This is a genomic window from Rhizobium sp. LjRoot98 (genome assembly GCF_964252935.1).
GTDB lineage: Bacteria > Pseudomonadota > Alphaproteobacteria > Rhizobiales > Rhizobiaceae > Pararhizobium.
Genome location: NZ_CAXUPW020000001.1, coordinates 1067197 through 1080843 on the forward strand (window position 1 = coordinate 1067197; position 13647 = coordinate 1080843).

Genomic DNA, 13647 nt, shown 5'->3' on the forward strand with positions numbered 1-13647 from the left:
GGAACATATCGTGAACGACATGAGACACCGTCGCAGCATTGACCTAACCCGCATGCCCGATCCTCCTGTGATTGTCGACAAGCCCGCTGAAGTCGCCGACCTCATCGATGTCGCAAGCGGTAAATTTGGCGACATTCATAGCTGGGTCCTCATCGGCGGCCGGTGTTCGCGCTGCGAACGCGAAGGTTGGATTGACCGCGATTGGCTCGAAGCAAAATATCCGTCCGTCATCATCAGCACACTCGCGCCTTTGCTCCGGTGCCGGAAATGCTCATCTAAAGGAAGCAACAGGTGGATTGTTGGCAAGCCGCCTAGATAAGGCTGCTATTTTATTTTGGATAACAGAATAACTAAAATGCAGAGTAGATGTTACAAATGTCTGCCATGAAAAGATATACTTTAGATATTGACATAATTGCCAGAAATTGGAATCAGTTAACCCGATTTTAACGAATCATACTGCAATGTGTGCTCGTCAATTGTGCGTCGGAGACCATCATGTCGAATATGTTTACGTCGAAAAATCCAGCGGGCGTGGCTGCTGCACAGACTGGCATGATTTTCGCCGTGATGGCTTCGGGCGCAGTCAATGCGCACCTCAACGGATTGGCAGCTATGCGTGCGGCTCGCGAGGGCGCGGCATCTCATCAGCTTCGTGGCCAGTTGGATTACGCTATCGGCTACGCGCATGAGGTGGTCCGTTTTGCGGCCGATCAGGCTGCCGAGATCGAAAAGCTGAAGGCTGAAAATCGTCGCCTCGCTGCGTCTGCTAAAACGCACTACGAGTCGGCTCGTCGGCTCGCACGAAAGGCGGCTTGATCATGGACGCTGATGCTGCAATCGAGCATTGGATCGACGGCGAAATGTCGACAAAAGAGGTCATGGTCGCAACGGGCTTCCGCCGGTACAGCGATCTGTACGATGAGCTGCAGGCTATTCGGTATGATGAGGAAGTTGGCGCGACGCCGCCAACGGCAGAGGAAGATGAGCGAGCCGAGCTTGAGGCCGAAGCCTGGGGTCTGTACCAGAGCTGGCTCGCTGAAGAACCTGGCTATCTCCCTACCATTGTGGGAATGCTGAAGCGGAAACGTCGGCAGAATTTCTATAAATTTGCCGACGCCTTCAACAATCGCCGCCGGTCAATGCAACGCGAAGGCCATCGGACGATCCAAAGCTAAATTGCCCGCTCGGAATGCGGCGATCCGCGTTCCAAGGATTGTCTCCGCTTCTGGTTCAGGCTCATTGACGGAACGGATGGCGACCAAGGCCTTCGGCTCTCCTGCAAGCGCGGCCGTAACTCTCTGTTCAGTCGCGTCAGTAATTGAACGTAGTTGGCCTTCCGATAAGCCATTCAGCCAATCGATCTGGTCATCAGAGAGAAGAGAGAGATCGGCAGACATCCGGTCATCCTCAGACATCATCGCGAACGTCATGGCTTGCTGCGCCGGAGATTGTCGATTGATGATCTCGGCCGCTTTACCTTCGCCCTCTGCTAGCTCCCTGGCTTGAGTGATCGTATCGATCTGTGGCAGCGCCGCTTTCATGTCCTTGACCGGCGGTGCAGGTCCCACTCCACCGCCGCCTGTTACCATACTGACAGCAGCGTCAATCAATCGACCCGAGGTCCGGATCGACCAGTCGAATGCATCCCAAATTGATTGGGCCGTCGTCTGGAAGATGCGCATTATTCCCATTAGTATCGCTTGGATAAACCGAAACATTTTGAAGCTCCCTACTTCTTATTGTGTGAGCATCACCATCTGCCCCGGCGACGAAACCAACAAACATCCGCCGACAGGTATTGCTATCCCACACACCATCCAACTTTATTCTGTTGACGCGACCATTGATTGCGAGAGCTTTGCTTTCCTCGGCGCTGCTATTCCCACAAATCTGCTTGTGGCCGACGGGTTTTGCTCAAACCCTTGTTTGGAGGACGTCGTGTCCTGCGATCAGGGAGCTGCAAATGATGATAATGAAAAAAGTTGAGATGCCGTATCGGCTACGGGATTTCCTCCCCATGTTCGGCGATGAGCCGAAAGCCAAGCACGCCGAGCAGGTCGAGGGCCTGGCTGAGTTTCTTGGAAAGCGGCCTCGGACAATCGAGGCATACCTCTCTTATAGCGAAGACCGGACGATCTCACCCGACGACTACTGGAGCGTCGCCGTCGAGTGGATCAAGCGTCGATCCAGGTCGAACATGAACCCGGCGTTCGTGGTGCTCGACGATAACGGCGACCAGCTCTACGAGTGCCAGTGGCTTTGGCAAGCCCAATTTTTGGCAGACGTCGAAGGCGCATCATGGGTCGCACAGCCGAGCGGCCACTGGCAAAAAGGTGGGTCTGATGACCGAGCACAGAGTCGATCCCGTTTACGGCGTCTGCTGCGATCCGGGCTGGTGACCGCCGATCAGGTCTGTGACGTTTTCAATTTCGACCGATGGTGCCTCGTCGACTACCAGCTCGAAGGAGTGGAATGGCTGTCGACACCAGACGAGCTTCGGCTTCGGGTCCTGGAAGCGTTCGCTGCCGAACGCTTGGGAGAAGCTGCATGAGACGGGAATTCGTCTGGTTCCCAGTTTTTCAGGGCGAGCCAACAGAGCAACGCTTTATGTCAGACCCCAATCTGTGGCCAAAGAGCGGAAAGTTGTATGCCCTGGTGTCTGATGCCGACGCTGTTGCAAGGGTGTATGCACATGCGACTACGCTAGCGAAAATGATAGCGGCTCGAAAGGCTGCGCCACCGATCCTGGTCGAGCAGCCAAGCCGACTGCCGCCCAAACCAGCGGTCATGAGACGGCCGCCTGCAGGAGTTTTCAAGCGACCAACAATCTAGAAACAAAGGCTCTGGAAACGGGGCCTTTAATTTCTTGTGGGTTCAACTATCGTGACCGAACCTACGCTGGAGATACGATGTCGATTTTTGATCGCTTTAAACGCAAGAAAGCATTCTCCTGCCCCGTTGTGGCAGCCGACATTGCCATAGATACAAAGGCTGCCGCAGCCTCCCTGTCTCTGCTAGCTGCGGAGAATTCGATCTCAGAAACATCGCGGCCCCTTGATATTACGAGGCACCAAATTTTGAATCGAATTTTGGCTGAGATGGAGCTGCCAGGTCGAAAGAATACTGGAATAGTGTTGCTCTCGCTTTGGGCGAATGTTGCAGATCGTGCGATGTCAGGCAAAACCACCGCAGACATTTCCGGGTTGTCCGAGAGCCTCGCCATTGATGCTATGGAGGCACTATACTCCATAGGTCTGATGGCAAGAGGTGACGCTCGCGATGGGATCACATATTACAAGCTCACCGAAGCCGGATTGAACGCAGGTCGGTTCATGGCTCGCGACTGCCTTAAACTCAGCGACGCGGTACCATTCGATTGAAATTCGATATTTGAAGCGAGCGCGGAGGATTGGGATGGTCATGTGGCGGCGTAACAAGGAACTTGAGGTGCTGCCATGGTATCGACGGTCGGGCTACAAAGGTAATTTGACCGAAGCCCAAAAACGAAAACTTGACGCCTTTCGGATGGCCCCAAGCCACCCGGCCGCGACATTCGACGATCTACCGGAAGAAGTTCAATCCTATATCAGCAGCCTTCAAATCGAACTCTACGATAAGAAGCAGGAATCGCTTGCCAGTCGCACCTTCGGCGTTAGCGCAGTTGGGCTCGCATGGCTTTGTATTAGCTATTTTGGTTTCCCCGTTCCAACGATCTGGACATACATTTTTGGCGCAGTGCTTTTGGCCGCCCCATGGGTAATCTACCCCCTCGAATGGAAGCGGAACGCCGATGAGTTCCTCCCAAAGAGAGTTGAACCCGACGCCCTCTCGGCAACCAATGAAAACATCCGCACCGAATGGGAGCTAAACTACATCGTTGATGCCGACGTGAAAGATCGTGGCTGACCTCAGGACAAAGATGGCGATCAATTATGGGCTTCGATTTTCCGGACAGCCGCGAGTTTCGACCGGCAGTCGGCACCAGCGACCGCAACCTTGTCTGTAAACTCCAACAGATCGGCAGCCGAAACCGATGACCGCCCGATGTAGCGGGGTTCGTCCTTGCACGTCAGCAGAGCCGACGGGATCGTGGTCGCGCAGGACATGATCACCATGACGATAAACATCATGGAAGCAGCGGTTGCGATCTTGCCCATCATTGGCCGCCACCGAACCGCTGCAGGAACGCGTCGGTGAGAGGCTTCGGTAACTGGACGTCATCGGCGACCCTGACTTTCGCGACGGCTGTCTGAAGTGTTGCCGACTTCGATTGCTCGATTTCGGCCGCCTTTGCCACTTCATTCAAGGCTTCGACTGCGGCCTTGGCAGATCGCAGTTCACTTTCTTTGTCGGCAAGTTCGATCTTGAGCGACGACACTTTGTCGGTGAGGCCAGCATAGTGCCGGTAACCGAGGCCAACGACGGCGATGACCGCCACGACGGCACCGATCTTGAGATATGTCGACACACCGAAATCAAACATGGCGACGGTTCCACGCTCTGATTGCGGCAATTACCGCCACCGCTCCAATTCCATACGGGAGGCCAAGGCTCTCGGTACATGCGAAAACAACCCCCATCTCGCAAGCCGTATAGTCTTCACCTGAACTGAATAGCTTAGACATCCGGACCCCGCTTTCTGAACTTCAACAGCTCACTCGCAAGGATCGAACGCATGTCGAGGTGGCCGGTGCCCATATACAGCAGCAGGTGAGCAATCGCGGCTGAGCCGACGACCGTGATGACGTCGGCATCCGCGCCATAGAATGCAAGGCCGAAGATGCCGACAAGGCTCCACGCGGTCAGGCGCTTAGAATACGTGCGGGATTTTTGATGGCGAGGCTTGGTCATGCGGCCTCCATGCGACGGTACTGATCGCGCCGGTCCTTCGCGAGGCTGATGACCGGGAAGATTTCGAGAGCTTCACACATCGAAAACAAGCGTTTCTCACCGAAGACGACGCCGTCACGCATCATTTCAATGTAGCCTTTCCGGAAGGTCCGATAGTAGCGCATGACCTCTGCCGGACTGATGCCCAACTCATCGATGCGCTGCAGGATCAGAGTTGTAAGGTGCTCGCGGATCAGGATTGATGTGCGGGGGACATAGGGGTCCACTTTGTCCGGAATCGATCTACCCATTATTGTCTCCCAAATTTCTTGAAGGCCGCCGCCATCTTGGTGTCATAGGCGTTGTTTCGGTAACCAGGCCCATTGTACCGGCTCGCGAACCCGGCCCAGTCTTTGGCCTTCAGCGCTTTGTGCATCGCCGGACTGGCCCTCACGAAACCGCAGAATCCGAAGAGCTGCTCATCCTCGGACTGACAGGTGGAATAGACAAATGCCTGGACGGACGGATAACCTGTGGCGGCGAAGTTGCTACCGAGGAGTTGGAATGCACCCCAGCTTGCAGATGCCAACGCTGCGGTTTCATTGAGCTTCAGAGCCACAGCCAGGCGAGCGTACTGGTGCTCGCCACCAGCACCGTAGAGTGCCTTGTTCCACTTCCTGGAGCTGATGTTGGGATGGCTGACGTCGTATCTGTGGCCAGTTGCCGCCGAGAACTTGTGAGCCTCGAATAGGATTTTGGGACGGCCGCTTGAGAGATATCCTGAGCCAAGGGCCTCTACAGATGCGACCGCGCGGACATGGGCTTGGGTGACGGAAAGGAGTTCTGCAGCTTTTACAAAGGCACCGACGGACATTTTGGTATGCGGGCCGATGAAGTTTTTGGGGAGAGCCGAGGCGGTCGCTTCGACCCACTTGCATGCGGTCTCTTCGCCGCCGAGGCAGTCATGGACCGATTGTCGCCAGTCCGGCTGCTCCTCAATCTGGCCTTCATCTTTTCGGAATAAGTCGAGCAACGACACCGGAACTCCCATCGATGTAATAACGTTACATCAAGACTTGCCCGGTCGGCTGAAACGGCAAAGAGAATAATGCAAGATTTCGAGATCGACGAAAAACTGCTGCAAGATTTTAAAACCCAGGTCAGGGCAACCGGTGTCGGCTCCTTGCGTGATCCACGCTGGCCGTTCCGGGCGACTGTCGCGCGTGTCAGCGGCGGACATCTGATAAAGATCGAGGACATAAGGAAGAACTGGTTTGGCCGCGAGGTGGGGCGCTACAAACACCGACCGGAAGAGGAATCGAGTATCGTCGACAGCGGTCCCGCCATGATGGCCATCATGATGCTTGAGATGACCATCGGCAAAAAACCTGGTTGACGTGCGGTTGCATCATCGGCTCAATGCAGCACAACGTGGAGGGCGCAATGTTCGGCAAGCTATTTTCGAAAACGACTGCTGTGTCTCACAAAGCCGCTACGCTGGCAGGCTTCCAAGTCAACTTCGGTGAGACCGTTCCCGAGTGGGAACGACTGACTGACGTGTCGATCAAACGCGATGCCGACGTCGGCGGCGATACCCTGGACGTCTGGACCCTCACATTTGAGAAGCACGCATTCATTATGTTTTTCGATCAGGGCGAGCATAACCTGATGTCTCAAGGCGAAGATATGTTTTCGGTGCTGCGGCTGAGAGCACCTTTCGTGCGCGGCCCGGGCGAAGCAGATTTTGTCCCCGCTGAGGAACGGTGGTGGCACCGCCAGATCGATCAAATTCGCGAGACAGTGCTGCCGGGATTGAATGGACTGTATCCTGGCGACGCGTGAGCTAGGTCACGCGGCGTAATCGGAGCAAATCCCTTATCGATAAGTGGCCGATCATGCCTCCGACAAGCATCAATGCGTATGGCCATACCATGATCAGCAAGATGACAAGCCCGCCCTTTGCGTTGTGGACGGTACCGGCTACCTGAGCTTCCTTGCCCGCCAGCGGATTGTGCCAATCGATTGCTTGGTGAACGCCAATCGAGAAAACGTACAAGGATGCCAAGATAGCGAGCCAGCAGGCTGCTCTCAAAAGACCGAATTTCCGCAGCGAGGTGAGCTTCATCGCGAGCGACGGGTATGCGCCGAAGCTATATATAATACAGGCGAAAAGGACCCAGCCGTTGTAGACCGACGACATTGCGGATTGAAATTGTGCGAGCATTGAGCGGACCCCGGTCAGTCGTATTTGCAGATAATGGCCAGGTTTGGATTTGACGGGTCAACCTCGGGCTTTACCTTGGCCATGATAAAACCCACCCAGCCAAAACGCTTGTCGATATCTCTTTGCTGCATCAACGGGTGCTCTACATACTCCCAGGGCAACCATACGACGATGTCACCAGGAACGAGCGGCTGGCCACCTGGTTTGGCCGTCTGGCTGTTGACAATGAAGCCGCCGTCATCCGACGCAACCCTAAGAACAGCTTGCTGCGTCCCGTCGGGTTTCACCGTCACTGGCTTACTTGTGCCGAATTCTTTTTGAGCATCGAGGACCAACGCGACAATTCCGACCTTGCGAGGCTGGATGTCTGTGTGGCCATATTTACACTGGTATTCGAGGAATCCCTCAGGTTTGTAAACGAGCTTCACGCCCGCTTCCTTCTTCTTGCCAAACGGCCATATCATTGAATTGCCCCCAACCCCTGTCAGATTACTGACGTGATTGGAGGCGTTGTGCAAGTCGAGATTGCGGACTTCGTTAAGCAGCCAACCGCTGCACCTCATGGACATCTCCTGTCGCCTGGAAGCGTCCGTCGGCGTGCATCAGGATCATTGAACGCTTGCCGTTCCGATTTAAAACGATATGGGCATGAGCCCAGCGCGTCGGGCCTTTATTGTACCCCTGGCGTAACCGAGCCGAAAGACCGGCGACCCATGCTCCATCCATGATTGACGGCGAATGTGTGTGCCCTGTTGACGTGCGGCGGCCAAATCTACGGAACTGCTGAGGTGTGCCCCTCGAACCGCTGACACCGATATCTCCGTGAAGCCCGTGCTCGATATCGAGGATAGTGAAGCTCTCACCTGACCCGACAAAATCGATGTGGTCTCCGAGACCAGCAAGCCTGAGCGCTTCGTGGACGGGATTGAAGTCTTCATTTTCGGCTCTGATCTCCCGATGCCAGACGCTGTTCAGCAGATGCCAATAGTAGGCGTTTTCAGGGTCGAACATGCCTTCCGGGTTCTTCAGCCACTTATTGATCGCCGCATCGTGATTGCTCTCGACAACGACCGTGCGGCAGCCGTCACGTGAGATCGCATTGACGAACGCTGCAGCTTCCCTGACCTCGTCCTCGACATTCGAATTGGTGTGAACATTGATGCGGGCGCGTTCATGGGGGTCCGTCAGGCCGTGATGGTTACGACGACGGAAGTCGAGGGTGTCGTGCACAAACTCATACTCAGCTCGAAGATACCCGGCGAGCGACGATTGCGTCACAACACGCTTCTCTGCGGTGCAGTACCCCCAGGTTGCCATCGCAATCGCCGGGTCGAGCTGGTCGTGGTGCACATCCCCCCAAGTAATAGCCTTCACCTCGTTACCGACCGTGATGCTATCGCCATCGACTACGCGATCCAAGTGCTGAAAGGACCCGTCTTCGTCGGCTTGGAGATGGTGGAAGAAAGACTCTCCGTCGACATCGATTTCGATCAGTAGAGCGCCGAAAGTATGGTGGAACATGGCTTTCCGGCCAGCAGCTCGCGGCGTATAGGAGGGAAGCGTGCAGCAACCGGTGGAAATTGCGTAGCGAGGATCATCGTCCTGCATGCGCGGGATGCTTTCCAGCGCGATCCTGGTGGATGGCACGACGACGTGGCCACCCTTGTTTGCAGTCTGCCAGCCCTGCAAAGGGTTGGCGGTAGTCGGAAGGACATTGGCGTCACAGACAATGAGCAGGTCTGGGGTAAGCTGAATGCGTTCGACGAACAGGTATTCAGAGACCTCTTTGTCGTAGCAAGCCGTAGCGACCGCGTGGTCCTCGAACAGGCCTTTTTGATAGGTTAGCCCGCAGGTGATGATTGAAGCGCCCATCGCCTGGGCGTAGGTTTTTAGACTGGTCCAGAAGCTTTCGAATTTTGGCGTGTCGTCCTGGGCGGCTGTAACGATAAACCGATGGACTTTACCAGGCTCTAGGGTTGCTTCGATGACCGGCACCTTCGTAAGGCGCACCGGCTTCGGTTTTTCGGCTTTCGTCGATTTCGGCTCGATTTCCGGCTGTTTCGGTTCATTTTTCAGTGATTTTAAGGTTTCTTGCATCGAGCCGCTTTCGAGGAGCTGTGCAGCGACGCGGTATTGGTGGGCAGTGAAACCGGTGACCTGACGGATTTTGCTGCGTTTCTCACCGGCAGCCAGATGGCTAGCAATGACTGCGGCGTCAGCGGCGGAATCGAATTGTTTTGGACGACCTGTTCTCATTTGATTTCCTTTTTTATCCCGTTTTTACGCCACCTTTCTGGTGGTCGTATAAGAATGGGACCCCGAGAAACCATCGGCGGCAACAGGAAAATCGTTGGAAAGCATGGGGTTAAATGCTGTTTGGTTGACAACATCAGGCCCCGTCTAGACTTATAGGCCGAACTTTTTTTGGACGAGTGGCCAACCGAAAAGGAACAGACCAACGGCAGCAGAGACAACTGCCGATCCGCCCAGGACACGATTCCGGATTAACGAATGGGTGGATTTTATTGTGCTGATGTCCGCTTCAGCGCTGGCCATCCGCGTCTTGAGCCCGTCGATCTCACTTTGATGAGCGGATTGCCCCTGAATGAAGCCATCAATTTTGCCGTTGATGCTTGCGACGGCGGTTGCCAGGGCGACTGCGATGTCCTGCATGCCGTCTTTAACGTTCATGAGTTCGCGGATTAAAAAGTCCTCGTTTTGCGGCATGCTTATCTCGTCAACATTGTTTGTGCTGACGCTATCAGGGCATGCGGCGGTGCAAGATTCGAGGATATGGGGTCTTGAATTATTCCAGTAGCTGAGCTGCAGCCCGGTCGGGAAACCTTTTTCGCCAGTTATCGTCGGCGGTTTTGATAATATCCGCGTTGCCGTTGAGAACGGTCAGACCGTCAATGCTGAGGTCAGCAAATTTGTCAGTAAGCGTTTGATCAAGCCATTGATCGGTCAGTTCCTCGACGTCCATTTCCTTGTTGAGAGCCGTCCATTCGGAAAAGACCGCGCGAACCTCATCATTCAGCTTCGCCTGAGCTTCCTTTACATGATCGAGATAAAGCGAGTATTCGATCCGTGCCAGCATGATCGGGGAATGTTCGTCCTGGGCCCGGCAGCTATCGAGCTGTTTTTGCAGAACATCAAGATAAGCAGACCGCATCTGGCCATATCGCTCGTCAACGTACGTTTCGACGGCTGCGATCTGTGCCTTCGAGACCTCGCGCCCCTGTGTGTAGGCCGCCAGCTCCTCAGGAGAGATCGTGGACGCGGGTGGCTTGGGCTCTCGTCCGAAGAGCTTCCGTATCGCGTTAAACATTCTTCCCCCACTTTTCAGACCCGATTTTCGCCGTTCTCTGAGTCCTGTACTCCCCTACCGGTAAAGACTCGATGGCGATTCACGTGTAGGATTCGTCTTTAAATTCCCACCCTGCGGTGGAAAAAACCAACTGGAGTCTTGTTAAGTTTGACTTGACTCGCGATTTGTTGAAAGCTGTCCTTACAGAAGAAAGTGGGGAACCGGTGGTCTAGACCGATTCCCCGACAGCGTGATCGCTACTTCTTCTCGTCCACAGAGCCGTCTCGGTGATCCACTGAGACGGCTTCTTTTATAAGTTCGAAGGTATGGACGGTATAGTAGACCGCCATGGTAGCGAACGTGGCTGCCAGCCAAAGTTTTAAGAACATTTTTGTTCTCCTTTCTTCAGTGGCACACGTAGTAACGCCATTTCTGGGAATTGACGCAAGACCTGAAACCGTTAAATCCCGGCTATGCACAGGTTTCTAAAAAATATCTTTGTAAATCAATGGTTTACATCAATCGTGAATTTTAGGGATCGGGGGAAAACCCGCCCCCAGATGGCGAATCGGTCCGGTTTATACATGCCGATTTGTCGCTTGTTGCAGATTCGGCTAGGTGAATCTCTTGACGGTGTTCACGAATCAGCTTCCGGCGGCTCGTAATCAACTGAGGTCTGAATCACAGCATAGCTGACATCCGACCCTCCCCCAATCACCAGTTCCTGTTCAAGGTCATGGCTTTCGATCCGGATTGTCGACGTCCGGACACGAGGTCGGCTGATCAGGTCCTTGCGGGCCTGGTGTCCGATAAGTTGTTTTAGGGCAGCTACGGTGCTCATGCGATCTCCGGAGATAAATTAATGCCTTCCCGAACAAGGATTGGCTGAGTGTGAACGGATATCCGGCGAGTGATGAGGTCTTCCTGTCGCAACGGCTCGTAGTAAACACGCAGCTTCGTAGGATTCGCTGCGATTGCGGCAGCCGGATCACCGCCGCTTTCTGCCGCATCACGGGCGAATCCTGCCTGAGCATCAGCTTCGTTTTCGACGACAAGGATTCGAGGAGCTTGGCTGTCGAGAGTGTCGGCATTGACCGGAGCGTTAACCGCAGGCGCGGTGACATGGTAGACGATATCGGTTGTCTGCTGTTGGTCGCCGGTCGGCTCGGCCGAGGCGATGCCAGTACCGACCGAAACGCCCAGCCTGATGATCGCCGACCGTGATGAGCCCTCGATCTTGAGCTGGACGCCAATTACTTTACCGACAAGTTCTCCCCCCGGCCAACGGCGGTTCTCGACGCGGCACTCGTCGGCGCAGGTGATGGACCGGCCGACTTTCCAAGGAAGTTCGAAAGTCACTTCGGCAGCCCGGGCACGACGCTGGACGATACGATGCAGGCGACGCAACCCATGACGAACGGCACGCTTTCCCCGATTGCGGTCGGCAAAACGCGACGACGCGGCGTCGATGGCGGCTTTCTTAGGCGTCCTTACCCACAGGTTCTGGGTGATATCGCCGCTTTCGTTGTCGAAAAGATTGGCGGTAAATGCTTCGGTGGCATCGTGCTCAAACGTGCAGGCCCAGACCTTGCCGTTGGCCTGGCGACGGTCACCAACCACATAATGCATGATCTCTAAGGTGTCTGGGTCTTCGTACACCCATTCCTTTGTTGTTACATCAAGCGTGAGCGATGACAGCGTAATCTGGTCGACCGTCTCGATCTTATCGTCGCCGAGCACCGGCTGGACGCCAGCCGACATGTACAGGTCGATGATCTCCTCACGCTCCTGCGAATACTCGTAATGAGCCCGCATTCCAATAGTGACTTTCTTCGGCCGCATCCTGATCTTGTGATTTGTCGCGCCGAAAAGAGATGAGAAAGCGCCACCGCTGAAGGTCTGCGCCAGCAGGGTTTCGACACTTTTGACTTTGGCATCTGCAATCGTCCACCCCGTCGACGAGCCAATAGCTGTCCCCGCCTTCGGCAGATTCTCGATGAAGTCCTTATAATTGTAGCTGTCGATCTCGCGGGTGCCGAGGAACTCGGTCGGCTGATCGCCAGATGCAGACTGCGTCCACGAAGAAATCAGGCGCAGACGGCTCACAGCTTTCGGCGGATTCTTGATTGAAAGCCGCTCACTCTGATGGGTTCCTTCGGTCACTCCAGCGATCACATGCTGAACGACGCCGTTGATCAGGTGGACGCGCTCTGGGACCAGAGTCAGCCTGTTCCAGCGCCAAACATCCATCGTCCCGGCCAGGGCGTTACCTGGATCGTCTTCCGCTTCCGGCGAATAGAATAGTGGATCGTAGGCCTCGGCTGCATCGCGGTCCTGAGGATCGGCATCCGGATCGTAATCGACCTCCCCAATCCTCAGGACATTGGCAGCAGCTTTAAGGACATCGTCTTCGTCGGGTGGGACGCAGGTGAATTCCAGCTGGCAATCATCTCCAGCGAGTTCCGTTGGCAACGTCGACAGGCGGCCGCGAGCCAGTTGGATCGGAACGTCGTCGTCTTCTGCCTGCTCGGACAGGACGGCATATCGCGATGGCTGTGAAGCCAGCCAGGCGATACCTGGATTTTGGATCGTGACGTTGAAAAACGGCACAATGATATCGCCGTCCTCACGCTCTTCCAGCGATGCGGACAAGCAGAAGAACGCGTTTGCTTTGTGGGCCACCGGATCGAATGCTTGATCATGAGCGGTAAGAAACGTGAGGTAGAGCATCAGCCGTCACTCCCCACTTCCTCGGTGACAAGACTCCAGGAAACCTTTCGATCAGAGGCCCTCTCGGTCCACTTTACCGGCTCCGTCACAGCGACATGAAGCACTGGGCGATAAGAGATGCGGACCGGCGTGGCGGCAGCCGACGACAGGGTCACCACCCTGCCAGCAGTCGAGAACGGAGCATCGGCCCACCCCAGGTCTTTGACGCGGACCGAGCCCGGATGTGGCCCACGAATGAGGCTCCGGACTGTTCCCCCGGCAGGAATGAAATCCTCGAAGTCCGCATCGATGACGATCTCGAATTCGTCACCCGGCATAAGCCGAGTAAGCGCTGGCGTCATGTACTCGCCGTCGCCGGACGAAAGTTCAACGCGATAAAGCCGAAAGGCCGGGTCAGCAAAATTACGGATACGACCGTTCCAGCTGCGGCGCATGTCAGCAGCATCGTCGATCAGCGAGATGTTGGCGGTCAGGTCTGTGCCTGACTGCCAGCCGAGAGGCATCGCAGAGCAGACGATCTTCGAAGGAGACCCATTATACATGTCGACGATCT

22 protein-coding genes are annotated in these 13647 nt (G+C 55.2%); 8 read left to right on the forward strand and 14 right to left on the reverse strand.

Going from position 1 to position 13647, the window contains the following annotated elements; translation table 11 throughout:
* Positions 1-10: 10 nt before the first annotated feature.
* From ACSQ3J_RS05245 to ACSQ3J_RS05255, 3 genes are all read left to right on the forward strand, one after another.
* Entirely contained in the window at positions 11-319 is a 309-nt protein-coding gene (locus ACSQ3J_RS05245; RefSeq protein WP_436038806.1) for a hypothetical protein, read from the forward strand.
* Between the two features lie 179 nt (positions 320-498).
* Positions 499-819, forward strand: coding sequence for a hypothetical protein (locus tag ACSQ3J_RS05250; protein ID WP_436038807.1), 321 nt, complete (start codon positions 499-501; stop codon positions 817-819).
* 2 nt (positions 820-821) lie between these two features.
* Entirely contained in the window at positions 822-1178 is a 357-nt protein-coding gene (locus ACSQ3J_RS05255; RefSeq protein WP_436038808.1) for a hypothetical protein, read from the forward strand.
* Here ACSQ3J_RS05255 and ACSQ3J_RS05260 read toward each other — a convergent pair.
* Positions 1140-1721 carry a hypothetical protein gene (locus ACSQ3J_RS05260; RefSeq protein WP_436038809.1) on the reverse strand — a complete coding sequence of 194 codons (582 nt, stop codon included), beginning with the start codon at positions 1719-1721 and terminating at the stop codon, positions 1140-1142. The two genes, ACSQ3J_RS05255 and ACSQ3J_RS05260, sit on opposite strands and share 39 nt — an antisense overlap.
* Before the next feature lie 245 nt (positions 1722-1966).
* On the opposite strand from ACSQ3J_RS05260, the gene ACSQ3J_RS05265 reads away from it, so the two are divergent.
* From ACSQ3J_RS05265 to ACSQ3J_RS05275, 3 genes are all read left to right on the forward strand, one after another.
* Positions 1967-2554 (forward strand): hypothetical protein, encoded by a 588-nt coding sequence (locus tag ACSQ3J_RS05265; protein ID WP_436038810.1) that lies wholly within the window; start codon positions 1967-1969, stop codon positions 2552-2554.
* Between the two features lie 358 nt (positions 2555-2912).
* Positions 2913-3383 (forward strand): hypothetical protein, encoded by a 471-nt coding sequence (locus ACSQ3J_RS05270; protein WP_436038811.1) that lies wholly within the window; start codon positions 2913-2915, stop codon positions 3381-3383.
* Positions 3384-3417: 34 nt separating this feature from the next.
* A complete protein-coding gene (locus ACSQ3J_RS05275; RefSeq protein ID WP_436038812.1) occupies positions 3418-3909 on the forward strand; it encodes a hypothetical protein in 492 nt (163 codons plus the stop codon).
* 20 nt (positions 3910-3929) lie between these two features.
* Here ACSQ3J_RS05275 and ACSQ3J_RS05280 read toward each other — a convergent pair whose 3' ends face one another.
* The 5 genes from ACSQ3J_RS05280 to ACSQ3J_RS05300 form a co-directional block, all read right to left on the reverse strand.
* Positions 3930-4163, reverse strand: coding sequence for a hypothetical protein (locus ACSQ3J_RS05280; protein ID WP_436038813.1), 234 nt, complete (start codon positions 4161-4163; stop codon positions 3930-3932).
* Positions 4160-4486 carry a hypothetical protein gene (locus ACSQ3J_RS05285; protein WP_436038814.1) on the reverse strand — a complete coding sequence of 109 codons (327 nt, stop codon included), beginning with the start codon at positions 4484-4486 and terminating at the stop codon, positions 4160-4162. The genes ACSQ3J_RS05280 and ACSQ3J_RS05285 overlap by 4 nt, the downstream gene beginning before the upstream one ends.
* A 134-nt stretch (positions 4487-4620) precedes the next feature.
* Positions 4621-4854 carry a hypothetical protein gene (locus ACSQ3J_RS05290; protein ID WP_436038815.1) on the reverse strand — a complete coding sequence of 78 codons (234 nt, stop codon included), beginning with the start codon at positions 4852-4854 and terminating at the stop codon, positions 4621-4623.
* Positions 4851-5144 carry a hypothetical protein gene (locus tag ACSQ3J_RS05295; protein ID WP_436038816.1) on the reverse strand — a complete coding sequence of 98 codons (294 nt, stop codon included), beginning with the start codon at positions 5142-5144 and terminating at the stop codon, positions 4851-4853. The genes ACSQ3J_RS05290 and ACSQ3J_RS05295 overlap by 4 nt, the downstream gene beginning before the upstream one ends.
* A complete protein-coding gene (locus ACSQ3J_RS05300; RefSeq protein ID WP_436038817.1) occupies positions 5144-5872 on the reverse strand; it encodes an N-acetylmuramidase family protein in 729 nt (242 codons plus the stop codon). The genes ACSQ3J_RS05295 and ACSQ3J_RS05300 overlap by 1 nt, the downstream gene beginning before the upstream one ends.
* Before the next feature lie 69 nt (positions 5873-5941).
* On the opposite strand from ACSQ3J_RS05300, the gene ACSQ3J_RS05305 reads away from it, so the two are divergent.
* Positions 5942-6229, forward strand: a complete 288-nt coding sequence (locus ACSQ3J_RS05305) for a hypothetical protein (protein ID WP_436038818.1) — start codon at positions 5942-5944, stop codon at positions 6227-6229.
* A 47-nt stretch (positions 6230-6276) separates the two neighbouring features.
* A complete protein-coding gene (locus ACSQ3J_RS05310) occupies positions 6277-6675 on the forward strand; it encodes a hypothetical protein (protein WP_436038819.1) in 399 nt (132 codons plus the stop codon).
* A gap of 1 nt (position 6676) precedes the next feature.
* Here the strand turns inward: ACSQ3J_RS05310 and ACSQ3J_RS05315 are convergent, their stop codons facing one another.
* From ACSQ3J_RS05315 to ACSQ3J_RS05350, 8 genes are all read right to left on the reverse strand, one after another.
* Complete coding sequence (locus ACSQ3J_RS05315) at positions 6677-7057, reverse strand: hypothetical protein (protein ID WP_436038820.1); 381 nt, start codon at positions 7055-7057, stop codon at positions 6677-6679.
* A 14-nt stretch (positions 7058-7071) separates the two neighbouring features.
* Positions 7072-7620: a hypothetical protein gene (locus tag ACSQ3J_RS05320; protein ID WP_436038821.1), complete on the reverse strand. Its 549-nt coding sequence runs from the start codon at positions 7618-7620 to the stop codon at positions 7072-7074.
* The gene (locus ACSQ3J_RS05325) at positions 7595-9313 is read right to left on the reverse strand and encodes a hypothetical protein (protein WP_436038822.1); all 1719 of its coding nucleotides are present in this window, start codon (positions 9311-9313) and stop codon (positions 7595-7597) included. Before ACSQ3J_RS05325 ends, ACSQ3J_RS05320 begins: the two co-directional genes overlap by 26 nt.
* A 150-nt stretch (positions 9314-9463) precedes the next feature.
* Positions 9464-9784 (reverse strand): hypothetical protein, encoded by a 321-nt coding sequence (locus tag ACSQ3J_RS05330; RefSeq protein WP_436038823.1) that lies wholly within the window; start codon positions 9782-9784, stop codon positions 9464-9466.
* A gap of 79 nt (positions 9785-9863) precedes the next feature.
* A complete protein-coding gene (locus tag ACSQ3J_RS05335) occupies positions 9864-10385 on the reverse strand; it encodes a hypothetical protein (RefSeq protein WP_436038824.1) in 522 nt (173 codons plus the stop codon).
* A 616-nt stretch (positions 10386-11001) separates the two neighbouring features.
* Positions 11002-11205 (reverse strand): hypothetical protein, encoded by a 204-nt coding sequence (locus tag ACSQ3J_RS05340; RefSeq protein WP_436038825.1) that lies wholly within the window; start codon positions 11203-11205, stop codon positions 11002-11004.
* Positions 11202-13094: a hypothetical protein gene (locus ACSQ3J_RS05345; RefSeq protein ID WP_436038826.1), complete on the reverse strand. Its 1893-nt coding sequence runs from the start codon at positions 13092-13094 to the stop codon at positions 11202-11204. The genes ACSQ3J_RS05340 and ACSQ3J_RS05345 overlap by 4 nt, the downstream gene beginning before the upstream one ends.
* Positions 13094-13636 (reverse strand): hypothetical protein, encoded by a 543-nt coding sequence (locus ACSQ3J_RS05350; RefSeq protein ID WP_436038827.1) that lies wholly within the window; start codon positions 13634-13636, stop codon positions 13094-13096. The genes ACSQ3J_RS05345 and ACSQ3J_RS05350 overlap by 1 nt, the downstream gene beginning before the upstream one ends.
* Positions 13637-13647 lie beyond the last annotated feature (11 nt).

What these genes read in the sequence shown, in the direction of transcription:
- ACSQ3J_RS05260 (WP_436038809.1), bottom strand. Translation starts at nt 1,721, where the DNA reads ATGTTTCGGTTTATCCAAGCGATACTAATGGGAATAATGCGCATCTTC.
- ACSQ3J_RS05255 (WP_436038808.1), top strand. Translation starts at nt 822, where the DNA reads ATGGACGCTGATGCTGCAATCGAGCATTGGATCGACGGCGAAATGTCG.
- ACSQ3J_RS05280 (WP_436038813.1), bottom strand. Translation starts at nt 4,163, where the DNA reads ATGATGGGCAAGATCGCAACCGCTGCTTCCATGATGTTTATCGTCATG.
- ACSQ3J_RS05305 (WP_436038818.1), top strand. Translation starts at nt 5,942, where the DNA reads ATGCAAGATTTCGAGATCGACGAAAAACTGCTGCAAGATTTTAAAACC.
- ACSQ3J_RS05315 (WP_436038820.1), bottom strand. Translation starts at nt 7,057, where the DNA reads ATGCTCGCACAATTTCAATCCGCAATGTCGTCGGTCTACAACGGCTGG.
- ACSQ3J_RS05325 (WP_436038822.1), bottom strand. Translation starts at nt 9,313, where the DNA reads ATGAGAACAGGTCGTCCAAAACAATTCGATTCCGCCGCTGACGCCGCA.
- ACSQ3J_RS05295 (WP_436038816.1), bottom strand. Translation starts at nt 5,144, where the DNA reads ATGGGTAGATCGATTCCGGACAAAGTGGACCCCTATGTCCCCCGCACA.
- ACSQ3J_RS05340 (WP_436038825.1), bottom strand. Translation starts at nt 11,205, where the DNA reads ATGAGCACCGTAGCTGCCCTAAAACAACTTATCGGACACCAGGCCCGC.
- ACSQ3J_RS05285 (WP_436038814.1), bottom strand. Translation starts at nt 4,486, where the DNA reads ATGTTTGATTTCGGTGTGTCGACATATCTCAAGATCGGTGCCGTCGTG.
- ACSQ3J_RS05275 (WP_436038812.1), top strand. Translation starts at nt 3,418, where the DNA reads ATGGTCATGTGGCGGCGTAACAAGGAACTTGAGGTGCTGCCATGGTAT.
- ACSQ3J_RS05250 (WP_436038807.1), top strand. Translation starts at nt 499, where the DNA reads ATGTCGAATATGTTTACGTCGAAAAATCCAGCGGGCGTGGCTGCTGCA.
- ACSQ3J_RS05270 (WP_436038811.1), top strand. Translation starts at nt 2,913, where the DNA reads ATGTCGATTTTTGATCGCTTTAAACGCAAGAAAGCATTCTCCTGCCCC.
- ACSQ3J_RS05290 (WP_436038815.1), bottom strand. Translation starts at nt 4,854, where the DNA reads ATGACCAAGCCTCGCCATCAAAAATCCCGCACGTATTCTAAGCGCCTG.
- ACSQ3J_RS05330 (WP_436038823.1), bottom strand. Translation starts at nt 9,784, where the DNA reads ATGCCGCAAAACGAGGACTTTTTAATCCGCGAACTCATGAACGTTAAA.
- ACSQ3J_RS05335 (WP_436038824.1), bottom strand. Translation starts at nt 10,385, where the DNA reads ATGTTTAACGCGATACGGAAGCTCTTCGGACGAGAGCCCAAGCCACCC.
- ACSQ3J_RS05320 (WP_436038821.1), bottom strand. Translation starts at nt 7,620, where the DNA reads ATGAGGTGCAGCGGTTGGCTGCTTAACGAAGTCCGCAATCTCGACTTG.
- ACSQ3J_RS05350 (WP_436038827.1), bottom strand. Translation starts at nt 13,636, where the DNA reads ATGTATAATGGGTCTCCTTCGAAGATCGTCTGCTCTGCGATGCCTCTC.
- ACSQ3J_RS05345 (WP_436038826.1), bottom strand. Translation starts at nt 13,094, where the DNA reads ATGCTCTACCTCACGTTTCTTACCGCTCATGATCAAGCATTCGATCCG.
- ACSQ3J_RS05310 (WP_436038819.1), top strand. Translation starts at nt 6,277, where the DNA reads ATGTTCGGCAAGCTATTTTCGAAAACGACTGCTGTGTCTCACAAAGCC.
- ACSQ3J_RS05265 (WP_436038810.1), top strand. Translation starts at nt 1,967, where the DNA reads ATGATGATAATGAAAAAAGTTGAGATGCCGTATCGGCTACGGGATTTC.